15 protein-coding genes are annotated in these 13,189 nt (G+C 70.5%); 3 read left to right on the top strand and 12 right to left on the bottom strand.

What is annotated here, in order from left to right; all coding sequences use genetic code 11:
* Positions 1–261: 261 nt before the first annotated feature.
* Together ACFZB3_RS49600 and ACFZB3_RS49595 are read right to left on the bottom strand one after the other, a co-directional pair.
* A complete protein-coding gene (locus tag ACFZB3_RS49600) occupies positions 262–921 on the bottom strand; it encodes a hypothetical protein (protein ID WP_391390425.1) in 660 nt (219 codons plus the stop codon).
* A gap of 34 nt (positions 922–955) precedes the next feature.
* A complete protein-coding gene (locus ACFZB3_RS49595; protein ID WP_391390423.1) occupies positions 956–1,225 on the bottom strand; it encodes a hypothetical protein in 270 nt (89 codons plus the stop codon).
* Positions 1,226–1,600: 375 nt separating this feature from the next.
* On the opposite strand from ACFZB3_RS49595, the gene ACFZB3_RS49590 reads away from it, so the two are divergent.
* The 3 genes from ACFZB3_RS49590 (at position 1,601) to ACFZB3_RS49580 (ending at position 3,183) form a co-directional block, all read left to right on the top strand.
* Positions 1,601–1,954 (top strand): DUF317 domain-containing protein, encoded by a 354-nt coding sequence (locus tag ACFZB3_RS49590; RefSeq protein WP_391390421.1) that lies wholly within the window; start codon positions 1,601–1,603, stop codon positions 1,952–1,954.
* Between the two features lie 104 nt (positions 1,955–2,058).
* On the top strand, positions 2,059–2,349 hold the full coding sequence (locus tag ACFZB3_RS49585; protein ID WP_391390419.1) for a hypothetical protein: 291 nt from the start codon (positions 2,059–2,061) through the stop codon (positions 2,347–2,349).
* A 15-nt stretch (positions 2,350–2,364) separates the two neighbouring features.
* Complete coding sequence (locus tag ACFZB3_RS49580) at positions 2,365–3,183, top strand: DUF317 domain-containing protein (RefSeq protein ID WP_391390417.1); 819 nt, start codon at positions 2,365–2,367, stop codon at positions 3,181–3,183.
* 94 nt (positions 3,184–3,277) lie between these two features.
* Here the strand turns inward: ACFZB3_RS49580 and ACFZB3_RS49575 are convergent, their stop codons facing one another.
* The 10 genes from ACFZB3_RS49575 to ACFZB3_RS49530 form a co-directional block, all read right to left on the bottom strand.
* Positions 3,278–4,930, bottom strand: coding sequence for an IS1182 family transposase (locus tag ACFZB3_RS49575; protein WP_391390416.1), 1,653 nt, complete (start codon positions 4,928–4,930; stop codon positions 3,278–3,280).
* A gap of 659 nt (positions 4,931–5,589) precedes the next feature.
* On the bottom strand, positions 5,590–6,285 hold the full coding sequence (locus ACFZB3_RS49570) for a hypothetical protein (protein ID WP_391390413.1): 696 nt from the start codon (positions 6,283–6,285) through the stop codon (positions 5,590–5,592).
* Positions 6,286–6,364: 79 nt separating this feature from the next.
* Complete coding sequence (locus ACFZB3_RS49565) at positions 6,365–6,808, bottom strand: hypothetical protein (RefSeq protein WP_391390411.1); 444 nt, start codon at positions 6,806–6,808, stop codon at positions 6,365–6,367.
* A 437-nt stretch (positions 6,809–7,245) separates the two neighbouring features.
* Positions 7,246–8,985 carry a relaxase/mobilization nuclease domain-containing protein gene (locus ACFZB3_RS49560; protein ID WP_391390409.1) on the bottom strand — a complete coding sequence of 580 codons (1,740 nt, stop codon included), beginning with the start codon at positions 8,983–8,985 and terminating at the stop codon, positions 7,246–7,248.
* Entirely contained in the window at positions 8,982–9,599 is a 618-nt protein-coding gene (locus ACFZB3_RS49555; RefSeq protein ID WP_391390407.1) for a plasmid mobilization protein, read from the bottom strand. Before ACFZB3_RS49555 ends, ACFZB3_RS49560 begins: the two co-directional genes overlap by 4 nt.
* Positions 9,596–9,832 (bottom strand): hypothetical protein, encoded by a 237-nt coding sequence (locus ACFZB3_RS49550; RefSeq protein ID WP_391390405.1) that lies wholly within the window; start codon positions 9,830–9,832, stop codon positions 9,596–9,598. Before ACFZB3_RS49550 ends, ACFZB3_RS49555 begins: the two co-directional genes overlap by 4 nt.
* An 87-nt stretch (positions 9,833–9,919) precedes the next feature.
* Entirely contained in the window at positions 9,920–10,111 is a 192-nt protein-coding gene (locus ACFZB3_RS49545) for a hypothetical protein (protein ID WP_391390403.1), read from the bottom strand.
* A complete protein-coding gene (locus tag ACFZB3_RS49540) occupies positions 10,108–11,694 on the bottom strand; it encodes a hypothetical protein (protein ID WP_391390401.1) in 1,587 nt (528 codons plus the stop codon). The genes ACFZB3_RS49545 and ACFZB3_RS49540 overlap by 4 nt, the downstream gene beginning before the upstream one ends.
* Positions 11,691–12,320 carry a WhiB family transcriptional regulator gene (locus tag ACFZB3_RS49535; RefSeq protein WP_391390399.1) on the bottom strand — a complete coding sequence of 210 codons (630 nt, stop codon included), beginning with the start codon at positions 12,318–12,320 and terminating at the stop codon, positions 11,691–11,693. The genes ACFZB3_RS49540 and ACFZB3_RS49535 overlap by 4 nt, the downstream gene beginning before the upstream one ends.
* Before the next feature lie 161 nt (positions 12,321–12,481).
* Entirely contained in the window at positions 12,482–13,189 is a 708-nt protein-coding gene (locus ACFZB3_RS49530; protein ID WP_391390397.1) for a hypothetical protein, read from the bottom strand.

The raw sequence follows: 13,189 nt of genomic DNA, 5'->3' as shown, positions 1-13,189 counted from the left end.
CGACGACCCGACAGGCCACGACTCCCACGGAATCACCACTGCTATCCCCGACCAGCGGAAACGCACCGATCACGCCCGAAAAGACAACAGCTTCTGAGACTCGGGTCGAGGGCGGACAGTCCTGAGATCGGGGATCGGATCTGAAGGATCGGGTGACTCGTCGATCATGGCGGCTGCGTTGGCTCCGAGCTGTGGTGCGTCAGCTCGGCTGAGGCGTCCCCAGTGGGATTCTCACAGAGCGTGGCAGTTTCGGCGCGTGAGTCAGCTCCAGTAGCTGCCGCTGGTCGCTGCTGCCTCCGACGTCTGGAGCTTGAGTTGCTGCCTGCAGGAGGTGGTGGCTGCCGTCGCCCAGTCCCGGAAGGCTTCGGGGTCCCCTGCCAGGCCGTGGAGTTGCCGGGCGGACTCCTGAGCTTGGACCATCCAAGGCGCGAAAGCATCCTCGGCCAGGACGTGGTCGAAGCGTTGCCGCGCGATGGCGATCTCACCGGTCAGTCCAGCGGCGATCCCGGCGTGGTAGTTGTCCCAGAGGTAGCCGGGGCGAGGCTTCTGTGACGTCAGGAAGTCGGTGGTGGAGGGCAGGTCAATGAACCTGGCCCGGTTCTCCAACGCCAGGTCGGCGGCTCGCCGCGCGAGGCTCTGTGCGTCGAGGGCGAACTGGGTGGGGTTCACGGACCGCTCGAATCCGGGCTCACGACCGCCGACGTCGAATGCCAGATGGCCTCTGTCCTGCCACAACCACATCACGCCGACGTTCAGATAGCTGCCGTCGTTCCGGCCCGGCTGGAACTCGGCAATGCCCAGCCACCAGCCGTGGTCGTCGATCCATGTGCGTGATCTTCCGCGCTGCTGGAGACCGAGCGGCCGGAGGACCTCGCGGGCGGCCGCCGTGACCAGGCGGGAAGCGGGGGATGTGGCTGTCATGCGGATCATTGTCCGCCGCTTTGCCGTGCGAGCTCTAGCCGGGCTGGCCTGCGGTGAGGTCGGGCGGCAGGGCCTGGGTTTCGATCGCCAGGCGGCGTGCGGCTTCGGTGTGCAGGTCGTTGCGCTCGCGCCAGCGGGGTGAGGCGAACAGGCCGGTAAGAGCGACGGTTTCGGGGTAGGCGGCGAGTTCGATGCGGTCCTCGGTGGGGCGGTGGGGGTCTCCGTAGGGGTCCTCCACCCAGGCCACGTCGAAGCCCGCCACCTCCAGCAGGGCCTCATCGGAAAGCGCGCGCGTCCTGTCCATGGAACGACCATCACGGCTCTGGTGAGACAGGCCAGATCAGATGAGGCACAATCCGCCCTGAAAGGTGAAAATCGGTCACGGTCGGCCATGTATGCCGGGAATCGGTCGACTACCACCTGAGACGGCTGAGACACCACCGGGACCAGTGAGACGGGACAGCTTCGACCGGCCTGTCTCAGATCGGCGGCCGACCGGCCATCGAGTGGCCATAGGTCGTGAGATTCGGCCACGGAATCTGAGATCCCACAACTGTCCAAGCAGAGCAGTTCGCCGGGGGCAGACAGGAAAGATCGCGGAAAGACTGGTCAACGAGTGCGAGGGCATGTCAACGTAGACGACCTTGCAAGAAACCCCAGGTCAGAGGAGTGATTGCCCGTGACCGTAGCCCCTACGGGCCCCGGTTTCTCCACCACCGTCGAAGCCCTGCGACTGCGGGAGTGGCAGCTAGGCCCCGGCCAGCCGACCCTGGTCATGGACCAGTTCTCCGCCGAGGACTTCCACCTGATCGTCGATGACCGCGCGGACGTACACGTCAGCAGCAAGGACGGCAGGTTCTACCTCGGCTGGTTCCCACTCGGCCGCGTCGGCACGAACGGCGAGGGGTGGAAGATCGCCGTCACCGGAACTGCCAAGGTACGCGGCTACCACCTGTCGTTCGACACCGAGACGCCGGCCGACATCGTCGCCGCCGCCGTAGCACGCGTGCTGGAGACCTCACGCCGCCTCTGACAGCGCGGACACCGTCACACAACGCCGGCCCTGTGAGTGAGCTGGCCGTCCGAACGGCAGCCCGTTCCACCGCACCCGTTTCCCCGCACCCCAGGAGGCTGTTCGTGACGTCCCCGGAGATGACCGTCGGCGATCTCATCACCCTGCTGTCCGCCTGCGACCCGCACGCTCCGGTCCGCCAGGCCATGAACCCGTTCTTCCCGATGGCCCACCGCTTGGCGCAGGTCCTGCAGTCGGTCGACGAGATCGGCCGGACCGTCGTCTACCTCGCCGAAGGGCGGGGCGAGGACGCCCAGCTCGGCCACCTGCCACCGGAGGTGGCCATCGAGCTGACGTGGCAGGGCCCCGTCCAGGCACCCCCGCGCCGCCCCCGCCGCCGCGCCGGCGGCAACTAGATACGCACCAAGCTCTTGGAGGCGCCCCTGTACCCCGACTTCCCGCCCGACTCGTCCACCCCGCGCGGCGGCCAGCCCGTGTTCTGGGTGGGCCCCCGGCATCTGGCCGGTGACGACGGGCGCCTCTACGACGTCGTCGCCGACATGCTCGCCGGCCTGGGCTGGACGAGCCTGACGATCGTCCGTGGACGGCACGAGCCGGACGAGGCCCCGGAGGACCGCCAGGTCCTGCGCAGCACCGTCCTGCACATCAGCCCCGACGCCCTGCGCTGGGCCCAGTGGGGCTTGGCGGACGAGCCGTTCCACCTGGGCGAGCTGCCGATCGCCTGGCAGGTCTCCGCCCGTGCCGAGGCGAGCAGCCCGCTAGCCCAGTGGTCGGCTTACTTCACCCGCGACGTCCCCGGTGAGGCGGTGGCCGACTTCCTCGTCGCCCTCGACGCAAGCGACCAGCCTGCCGTAACGCTCGCCGGATCCGAGCTGGTCCTAGACGCCGTCGCCGCCCACGGATGGTTCCGCAACATCGACCAGCCCCAGGCGGCAGCGACGGACCCAACGTTCACCTCGCACATCAGCCTCGGCGAGGTCCCGCCCCTCATCCATGACGCCAACCCGCAGGTCCTGGCCGCCGAGGCCGACGAGACAGGGCTGGCCGGATGGCAGGCATGGGCCGAGCCCGTGCTCGGCGCACCGTGCCTGTGGGCGGCCTCCTTCGCGGCCAGCGTCCCCCACGATCTCGTGGCCGCCTTCGCCGCCTCCCTCAGCTCGACGGCACCGGTCCTGCGCCGTGTGCTGCCCGCGGCTACACGGGAGCGACTGCTGCGGGCGCCGGCCTAGCGATCAACGGCGCTCTTGTGCCTGACAGGAGAAGCCCGGTCCTCCCGAACGGGATGCTGTTGGTTAATTCGGGCCTGGTTGCTTCGCCCCGTCGCTATGCGGCGGGGCGAAGTGCTGTCAGGGGGCTGGTGCGGGTGCGGGCTCTTGGTGTGCCGGTGAGCCAGGCATTGATGCGGATGAGGTTGACGGCGGCGCCGGTGAGCTGGTGCTGGAGACTGGTCTTGGCCAGGCCGCAGTAGCGGGTTCTGCGCAGGCCGCAGGCGTGCACTGCTTGGGAGATGGTGCCCTCGACACCGGCACGGATCTTGTAGCGGTCCTTCCACCCGTCGGTTGCCTGAAGCTTGCGCGCCTGCTGGAGTGCTTCATATTCGTCGCGGGGCCTGAGGTTGATTTCCCGGCACCGGGGCTTGGAAGAGTTGACACATTCCCGCAGTTGAGGGCAGGGGCCGCAGTCAGCGGGGGAGAACCGGACCCGGACAGTCGGCAGGCCCTCCTCCGAACGGCGCTCGGCCCATTGCGTGCTGACAACGCCGTTCGGGCAGGTCACATGCCGGTTGTCCCAATCGATGGTGAACGCGTCCTGGCCGAACGCGGCATCGCCGCGGGCGTGCGGCACGGTCACCGTTTTCAGCGGTCCGTGCAGGTCGACCCGGTGGTCACGGCCGGCCGCGGCCAGGGCGCCACCGTTGGCATAGCCGGTATCCACCCAGTGCTCGCCCGGCAGCAGATCCCGCCGGGCGAGTTCGGCGTGGACCGGGGCGGCCATCCGGTCGTCGGAGACACTGCCCAGGGTGGTCACCACGCTCGTGACCAGATGCGGGGTGTCGTCCTCACACGTCTCAGTGACGTGGACCTTGTAGCCGTCCCAGTTGATGTCGCGCTTTCCACCGGTGCGAACTTCGAGGTCATAGGGGGTTACCAGGCGCATCGGGCCCGGTGGCCGGTCTTTTGGGCCCCGACGGGCCACCTCCCCGTCAACCAGATGGAAGTACTGCACCCACACCTGCCGCAGCACCTCGACTTCCGGCAGTTCCCGCAGGCCCGGTGGCGTGTCCTGGGCCCAGATGTTCCGCAACAGGTGCATGCCGTCATCGCCCACCCGCCGATACGTCTGGTCCCGGCGAGACCGGTCCTTGGGGAACCGGGAGTCCTCGGCCCGGGTGGCATAGTGCCTGAACCATTCCGGCCGGGCCCGCTCGCTCAGCCAGCCCGGCTCGGCCAGAGCTACGGCGTTCAGCGCGGAGCGCAGGGTTTCCGTGACCAGTTCCAGCTGGTTCAGCGCGCGCACCGCGGACAGCACGTGGGTGGAGTCGGTCCGTGCCTTGCCCCGGGTGGTGATCAGTCCCTGCCGCCGGGCGGCCGCCAGGACCGTGTCCAGGATCTCCCGGCCGCCGTCGGCTCCGACGAGCCGGTCGCGGAACTCCGAGAGCACCGAGTAGTCGAATCCGGCATCGGCCAGCTCCAGCCCGAGTGCGTACTTCCAGTCGATACGAGCCCGCACCGCCTCCGCGGCCTGCCGGTCGGTCAGCCCCTCCACGAACTGCAGCACTAGCACCATCGCGAGGCGCCCCGGTGACCAATCCGGTTTCCCCCGTGCCGGGAACGGGCCGGCGAACTGCCCGTCGCTGAACAACGGCCCCAGTTCGTCCCGCACCCGGATCGCCAGGCTCCCTTTTGGGAACGCTGCCCGCGTCACCCGCACCGTCTCCGCCGGGATCTCCCCAGGCCCCTTCGGCTGCATCGACATCCGCACCCGCCCCATACGACAACGTCGGCCTTCAAGACCACAACCGGGTCTTGAAGGCCGACGTCACGCACAGGCCCGAATTAACCAACAGCATCTCCCGAACGGAGGCCGGGCTTCTGGCATTCCGTCTGCGGCTTCGTTGAGCCGACGAAGAGCAGCCAGGGATACGGGTCCAACGCGTGGGGTCTGCCTGGCTCCAGGCGGAGAAGTGGGGTGAAGTGGGGTCGGCTCTGGGTAGCGGTGGTGATTTATCACGTGGTATTGCCAGCGCCTCCAGCGAGGGAAGGTGGCCACGTTTTGGCGTAGTGGTGCCACTCAACATGTGGTATTTGCAGCCCCGTTGAAGTGGGGTGAAGTGGCCAAGGTATGGCGTAGCGGTGCCACGTTCCTGTGCGGCTGAATAGCCATATGCCTCGAACTGAAGATAAGCAGCAGCCAGCCCTTGAACTCCGCCTCGGTGGAGTGCACGTCGTCGTCCAACGCATCTCGCCCTGGCTCGCGGCGGCCGTCGTCACAGCCTTTGTTACGACGACGGGGAGTTCGCTCGCCGCATGGATCACGTCCCGCTGAAATCCCGCCGAACCGTGCAGCGGAGCCAGCCGTACAGCACTGATGCCCCCGACCGCCTTGGCCGGGGGCATCAGTGTGTTGGGTATCGGTCAGCTGGCTGCCGTGGCCTTGGCGAGGGCCTTGCCGAGGTGGCGGTCCACGAGGGCCGGGGAGCCGGAGACGATCAGCAACAGGCTGCCGGCGCGGATCGCGGTCTGCTTGACCACGGTGCTCTGTCCTCCTCCGGTGAACGTCAGAAGCTGGCTCCACTGCTCATCACCAAGGGCGCGGGGCGCGGGCAGCTTCTGCGAGGCCACGTCGACCGGGGTGCCGCCCGCGACGACCTGATAGGTCGGGCAGCCGGTCATGGCGCCGAAGATCCGGGCGACGCCGTCGGACAGCCTCTTGGCGCTGTCGCTGTACAGTTCCTCGGAGATCTCCGAGGAACTGCCGCCGTAGGCGAAGTCCGCCTTCGCCTTGCGCGGGAAGGCGAGCGTGCCGCCGGTCGCCGCGTCGCCGCCCAACTCGCTCAGGGTCGGGCAGCCGATGACGGTGACATCGTCGTGCTGGGCCGGACGCTCGGGCTTGAGCAGGTAGCCGCTGCCGAGGTCGCCCCGATCGAGCAGGCGGGACTCGAGCGCGGCCGAGGAGAGCACGGCCGTCTCCCGGACGCCGTCGGACGGCTTTCCTGTCCGGGCGACGGAGGGAGTCTTGTGCTGGTCCCCGGTGGTGTCGGTGGAGCAGGAGGGCAGGGCGAGGAGGGCGGCGGTGATGCCGAGGGCGGTAATGGCGACGCGAACGCGCATGACGGAACTGACCCCTTGGTGCTAGGCGACGGGTGGTCAGCGCGGGCCTGCGGGCCCGGTGGGGTCGTAGGAGTGGTGGTCAGTGCCCGAGGTGGCGCAGGCAGTCCTCGAACGTGGCGTGCGTCGCGTCCGCTGGCCCGGAGTGCCGGTTGTACCAGGCGGTGTCGAGCCGGGTCTCCTGCTGTTGGTGGCCGGCCCGGCAGCGCAGCCAGATCTCGCCGCGGGTGGAGAGGATGAGCCAGTCCCGGTACGCGCCGCACTCGGCGCAGGTGGCCATCTCGCCGTCGAGGACGAGGGGCTGCGCCCAGGGCATCATTTTGCCGTCGACCTGGTCGTGGCTCGGCACGCGCAGTTCCGGCGGGAGGAAGTCGTCCACGACGGCGGCCAGCTCGGCGGGCGCCGGCTCAGGCGCCGGTACTCCGAAGCCGGGCGGGACCAGGCCCTGCAGCCGTGCATGCAGCTCGGCGAACTGCCTCTGAGTCTCGCTCGGCTCCTTGGCCCGACGGCGTATCCGGTGAAACACCCTGGCGTCCTCCTCTATATCGTCACCTCGTCCTGCGCGTTTCATGATCGTGTCCCATGCCCCCGGAGGTTTCAATTCACAAAGTCCACAGTCGCCTTCGCCCAGGTCAGCGGGTATATTCGGGCGTCTCAGCTGCCCGGATGGCGAGTTGGCGACGGTGCGTGTCTCCGTGGCGAAACGGCGTTGCCACGATGCGTCCGATCACACCTCGACTTCTCTCCGGGCGCTCAACTCGTGGACGCCTACTGGCTCGACGCACCCCACCTGCGCCGTGCCCGCTCATCCTGCGGGTGAACCGATGCCTACAGCCTCCACATCGGATCTGGTTCGCCACCGAGGTCAGATGCGGCACACGATCACGCTGTGGAGCGTGGGCGGAGCGGCGGCGAACCCTTCTCACGGCGATGCGCTGAGGCCGGCGGCGGCACGCGACGGGCTCACACGGGTTTACGCGACGTCTCGTCGCCGCTGCGTCGCCATCCGGGCGCGGAGGGCCTGGCGGTCGTCCCACGTGCTGCGGACCGGCTCCCTGTGGTGCTGGTCTCGGGCAGATGGGAGACGTCGGCGGGTAGGTCGGCGGTCCGTCGCATCCGCCACACGAGCACGTCGCTGACGGAGTCCGCGGTCCCGAGTTCGCGCCGTGCAGAGACGTCGGACAGAAGGGTTCTCGGGTCGTGGCCGACGGCTTCGGCTTCCGCGATGGTCGCGGCCAGGGCGTACCAGCCGGGTTCGGCGAGGATCTGCTCGGCCTGCTCCGGCAACGCCTCGCGCAGGAGCACGGTCTGTCGCTGGAGCATCGGCCGGCTCAGGCGTCGGCCGCGCCGGTAGAGCACGCCGATGGGCTGGGCGGCGGCGGCCCGGTAGGCGGTGCGCAGGTGCTCGGCGGCCCGTGCGGCGGCCTCGGCCTGCTGAGCGTGTCCCCTCCGGGCGTGCCAGTGCGCGGTGGCCGTGATGAGGAAGAACAGCATGTCGATCGCCATCGCCGTGGTGGCGCCGTCCTCACCGCGGCCGAGAGCCGGGCCGCCCTGGACGAGGTCGCGGGCGGCCTGCCGCAGAGCTCGATCGTGCCCGCGCACGGCGCGGACGTGAGAGCGCGAGGCCCGTTCGAAAGCCGTTGCGGCATCGTGTAGTTCGCGGCGGGTGTGGGCAGCGGACGTCTTCGCGAGGGCATCCAGGACCTCGCCGGCCGCTGCGATGTGGGCGGCGGTGACCACGTCCTCGCCGTGCTCGACGACGAGCACGGCCTGCCACACGGCCGAGGCCGTGCTGCGGCGCGCGGCGGCCGGGCTGCCCGGCCCTGTACGGACCGTTTCCTCGGTCCGGGCCGCAGGGACATCCGGCGCGTCGCCGGACCAGCGCTCGCGGATGCGGGGCAGCGACAGGTCGGGGGCCAGGCGCGCGCCGGGGTAGAACACCGGCTCGCCGTCCCTGTTGAGGTCGTCGGGCAGGGCGACCTTGTATCCGAGCAGGTCGCCGGAGGGCGCGGCGCGCTTGCGGATCAGGAGGCCGGCCGCGGCGAGCCCGTCGAAGAACTCTTCGTCGCTCCTCGCGCCGGCCACCGCACACCGTACGGCTTCGCGCAATTCCTCGCGGGCAGTGCGCTCGCGGCCCTGCCGTGCGGCCTTGTGCCGTTCGGCGCTGGTGGGCCGCTGCGCGGCGGTGCCGTCGCCGGGTGCGACTTGGTGGAGGCCGAGTTCCTTCTCGATGAGCCGGGCTTCGGCCTGCGCTCGCTTACCGGATCGGTGATGGTCGGGGCGTCGGCCGTCTTCGCGCACGAGGGTGGCAACGATGTGGATGTGATCGTCGGCGTGCCGCACGGCGGCCCAGCGGCAGCCCGCGCCGTCGCCCGGGTCGATCCCTGTGGCGGCGACGATGCGACGCGCGATGTCCGCCCACTGATCGTCGGTCAGGATCGGATCGTCGGGCGCGGCGCGCACCGAGCAGTGCCACACGTGCTTTTCGGGGCGCTGGTCCGAGGCGAGGAGATGGAGCGGCTGGTCGAGCAACTGCCCGAGATCCTTCTTGGTGGCTGCCCTGTCGCGTCCGGGGTCAGGCGACATGCCGTCGAAGGAGGCGACGAGATGCGGATCGACGTGTTCCTCATGGGTTCCCTTGCCGTAGAGGTAGTACAGCAGGCCCAGGGTGTGGCTGCCCTGCTTGTGAATCTGCGGAATCAACTCGTCTCGTCTGCCTGCCGGTTGGCGACCTTGTCTGCAGCTTTCCTCACCGCCTCGGCCGCCCGGCGGACGTCAGCCATCACCTGGTTCAGGTGGGGAGCGTCACCGCCGGAGTTGAGGATCTTGGCAGCTTGATTGAGGTTGCTGCCGGCCCAGCCGAGCTGACGCCTCATCGCGAACAGTTCGGTGAGCACGTCGCGTTCGGTGGCGATGGCGGCGGCGGTACGGGACTGGTCGCGGGCCATGGCCAGCCCGGCGTAGGCGAGGAACCCCGCCACGCTCATACCGGTGGCGTCTGCTCCGGCCTTGATCAGAGCGAGTTCGGACGGGTTGAGGCGGACGCTGTGCGCGCGACGCTGTTTCCTGTCGCGCGGGCGCGCTCGCCCCTTCGGCCGCCCCTTGTGGCCGGCTTTTGGCTGCGATCCGCCCTCGGTCGCAGCCTTCCCGACTGGCACCCCCTGGTGCCAGTCGGGCCCCGCCACCCCTGGGGTGGGGACGGGTTCGGACGCTGCCCCCTCGGGGGAGTGTCCGAACCTCCATCTTGCTCGCTCCGAGACCGAGTTGGCTTCGGGATCCGGTTCCGGGGCGGTGCCGTTCTTGGGTGCGATCGTCATCGGGATTCAGGCCTCGTGGAGCGGGTGCGGTGCTGGATGGTCGCGGCCAGCGTGAGGACGTCGGCCGGCCCTCGCAGGAGGCGGACGGGCCTGTCGGGGTGGTCCTGGACGAGCCACTGGCCGGTCGGCGTGAGGACGGCCGCGTGCAGGAGTCGTCGGCGGACCAGAACGTCCGCCCAGGCGCTGGCCTCGGCGGATGTGGGCTCGGATGAGTGGGGAGGGCGCGGAATCACGGTGTGTCTCCTGAAGCGGGGCGGGGGCCCGACACGGGGCCGGGCCACCGGTTGCGTTGGGAGGGGTTGAGCTGGTGTTTTGCCGGGTCAGCCGCACTCGGGGCAGCGGCCGACGTGGCTGTTGAGCGCCCGGGCCATCCGTTGCTTCGCCGCGGCTGCCTGCTGCGCGCTGGACTTCGCCGCCGGTCTGCCCGCGTGCCGCTGGGCGTGGGCGATCATGAAGCCGATCTCCCGCTTGTACTCCGCCCGCATGGTGTCGAACTGGTGGCAGGTCTTCATCGGGCGCTTCTCCTGGTCGTCGTGGTGCCGTCGCTCCGTAGCTGCTGCAGGACGAGGCTCAGCCGCTCGTTCCGGCCGCCCTTCAAGCCCTCGCGGCGGAGGATCTCCCGCAGCTGCACACGGGTGACCGCCTCGTTGCCGTCTCGTTCGAGCAGAGCTTGGACGTGGGGACGGACCTGCTGGACGAGCTGGTCCACCGACTGCTCCGGCTCACGGGACGCTCGCTGCGCCTGCGGAGTTCGAGGCCGACCGCGCGTCCCCTTGTTCTTCGTCCGGGCTTTCGGAGTCGGCTTCCGGCGAAGGGGAACCTTGTGTCCCCGGTCCGCGGTGGTCTCGGTCCCCGATTCGGTGTCGGTCGGTCCCCGGTCCGCGGTGGTCTCGGTCCCCGACTCGGCGGCGTTCGGTCCCCGATACAAATCGGGGCCATGAGCAGGGACTTCGCGTGATCTGAGTACGGTCCCCACGCCTGTAGCGTCCCCCTCTGCGGCCTCCGGATTCGCGGGACCGGTCCCCGGGACCGGGCCAGCTGCCAGCGCCTCGGTACCCGCGACGGTCCCCGCCTCGTCGTCTTCGGTCCCCGCGCCCGCCGACGTCTTCGGGCTCGTGATTTCGGGGACCGGTCCCCGCGGGTCACCCGGCCCCCGGTCCGAGTCCGTCTCGTCGGGACCGTGGAGATCGTGGCCGGCGACCGTCGACATCGGGTGAGCGGGGACCGTCGCTGCCCGTGTAGGGCTGTGTGCCGGGGACCAGGGAGAGGGAAGCGAGACCGTGGCGAGCGCGAGGGCGTGCCGACGTGCGGCGAGCTGGTCGAGCAGCTGTGCGCGCTGGCGGGGGTCTGTGCCGACCGAGGCCCTGCCGACCGCCTTCGACAGACGCAGGGTCAGCCGTCGGCCGCGGCGGTTCCTCTGCTGCTCGGGCGTGCGCTCGGCGAGCCGAGCCGCGAGGGCGACCGCGCGGGCGGTGGCCCGGTCCCGGGTGATCTGCGCTGCGTCGCGGTCGCGCGCGGCGACACCGAGGCGCGACAGGAGCCGCTCGCGCGCCTCTCGCCCCAGGACGGCGATCAGGCCGTGGGAGGCGGCCCCCGGCGTGCGCAGGCGTAGCTCGATGCCCATCGCGAGGTGCCAGAGCATCGCCGCCATGACCGGTCCGACGAAGGCCCGCACGGTGCCGCCGATGGGGCCGCTCTCGGCGTAGGCGGGGATCACCTGGACGGTGGTGATCACCCAGACCAGCGCGCCGGGCAGACCGGGGGCGCCCTGGGTGGCCAGGTTCTGCCGGGCCATCAGCGCGGTCGCGAAGAGGGCGAGTTCGGCGGCGGCGAACATACCGGCGCGCTCGGCGGTGCCGGCCATGTCGAGGTAGTCGGCTGCGAAGCGCCACGAGGTGTCGGCGCTGTAGGCGGTGCAGCCGAGCGCGGCGAGGGCGGCGACCTTCACTGCCGGGCCGCCGGGCCGTTTCTGCGGGCGGGTTTCCCGGCGCCGGATGGTCCAGGCGGTCAGCACCAGGACGAGGGCGGTGGGCACGGCGGCGAGGAGAAGGGGGAGGTCCGACGCGGCATCGAAGGCGAGGACGGGGTGGGTCATGCGGCCTTTCCGAGAGGGGCGGGCGCCGGGACCGACGCCGCCGGCTGCTGAGTACCGGGCGCTGCGGGCCCCGGGGTGCTCGCTGGTGTGGAGGCCTTCTTCCGCTTCTTCTTGGGGCGGGGCACGCCGTAGGTGCGGTCGCGGTCGAAGACCTTGTTGGCTGCCTGGCGGAGCAGGTCCCGGGCGTGCTTGTGGCTGATCTGCAGGGCCGCGGCGAGCCGGTCGGGCCGCCAGCCGCGCACGTAGGCGTGGTCGATGACGACCTGCCGCTCGGCCTCGGTCAGGTGCACGTCGCGTCCCTGGAAGAAGGCGGCCACCCGCCGGTAGTCCAGACGCTGGTGCAGATTGTCGTGCAGCGGGCGCCGCTCCGCTTCGGTGAGTCCGCCCCAGACGCCCTCCTTGAGGACGTTCTCCAGGGCGAAGTCGAGGCACTCGCGGCGTACGGGGCACCAGCCGCACAGCTCCTTCGCCTCCGCGATCTCCTCGTGGTCCCGGGGCCCGGGGAAGAACACCGCGTCGGCGTCCTCGACGTCCATGCCGTGGCAAGCTCCGCGGATGTGCCAGCTGGTGTCCGCGATGCCGCGCAGGCCGGTGGCCGGCGCGTCGTGGGCGGTGATGTGGCGCAAGGCGATCTCCGATGTGCTGCCGCCTCGGCCCGCCGGAGTGGTACTCGGCGGATGCGGCGTCGGGTGTCGGCTGCGGCGCGAGAGCATGCGCCGCAGCCGGTGCGGGACGGTGATGGTGGGGGCGCCGGTGCATCGGAGGGGGATGCATGCGTCGGCGCCGGTTAGGCCATGACGGGCTGCTGGGCCCGCTCGTTGTGCTGGGCGTCGGCGAGGTCGAGGCGGCCGGGGTGCGGGGTGGCGCGCGGAGCGGTTGCGCGCACTCCGTCGTCGGGGCCAATCCGCCGGCGGCGACAGGGCTCGCCGGGCTGGGCCTTGCACCACTCGCAGCGCACGCTCAGGGCGTCAGGCTCTCCCAGGGCGACGGCCCTTTCGCGCGCTGCCCGGGCGGGCCGGTAGGGCGCGAGGGCAGCGCGGGCCGCAGGCGGGATGCAGGAACCGACCTCCCGCAGCATCCCCTCCATCCTCGGGTCGATCCCGTCCCGACCGCTGGTGATCGCGCGGGCCTGTGCGGGCTCGACGATGCCAGCGGCAACCGCGCGGCGGGTTCCGGCCAGTTCGGCGGTCCAGGCGGCCTGGTCGTCAGGATCGGCGGACGGTGTCGGGTCGGAGTGCCGGGCCAGTCGGTCGCGCCGGTAGCTCTCCCAGGGACGGGCCAGGTCCGCGGGCAGGATCTGGTAGGGCGAGGTGCGGATGTGCTGGCGGGCGGTGACGCGGGCGTCCCAGCCGTGCGGGGTGGCCATCGGCACGTTGCCGAGCAACTCGTGCCACTGGGCGAGCTGGTCGCGGGCCTCGCCCTGGTCGGTGCGGATGGTGCGGGGGTCGAGTCGGCCGATGTAGGCCAGCAGGGCGGCGATTTCGCGGCGGTCCAC

Source organism: Streptomyces sp. NPDC008092, from assembly GCF_042957285.1.
GTDB lineage: Bacteria > Actinomycetota > Actinomycetes > Streptomycetales > Streptomycetaceae > Streptomyces.
The sequence above is the reverse complement of the archived record's forward strand: the minus strand, read 5'-3'. Positions and strand labels throughout refer to the sequence as shown.

What these genes read in the sequence shown, in the direction of transcription:
- ACFZB3_RS49600 (WP_391390425.1), bottom strand. Translation starts at nt 921, where the DNA reads ATGACAGCCACATCCCCCGCTTCCCGCCTGGTCACGGCGGCCGCCCGC.
- ACFZB3_RS49595 (WP_391390423.1), bottom strand. Translation starts at nt 1,225, where the DNA reads ATGGACAGGACGCGCGCGCTTTCCGATGAGGCCCTGCTGGAGGTGGCG.
- ACFZB3_RS49575 (WP_391390416.1), bottom strand. Translation starts at nt 4,930, where the DNA reads ATGTCGATGCAGCCGAAGGGGCCTGGGGAGATCCCGGCGGAGACGGTG.
- ACFZB3_RS49570 (WP_391390413.1), bottom strand. Translation starts at nt 6,285, where the DNA reads ATGCGCGTTCGCGTCGCCATTACCGCCCTCGGCATCACCGCCGCCCTC.
- ACFZB3_RS49555 (WP_391390407.1), bottom strand. Translation starts at nt 9,599, where the DNA reads ATGACGATCGCACCCAAGAACGGCACCGCCCCGGAACCGGATCCCGAA.
- ACFZB3_RS49545 (WP_391390403.1), bottom strand. Translation starts at nt 10,111, where the DNA reads ATGAAGACCTGCCACCAGTTCGACACCATGCGGGCGGAGTACAAGCGG.
- ACFZB3_RS49540 (WP_391390401.1), bottom strand. Translation starts at nt 11,694, where the DNA reads ATGACCCACCCCGTCCTCGCCTTCGATGCCGCGTCGGACCTCCCCCTT.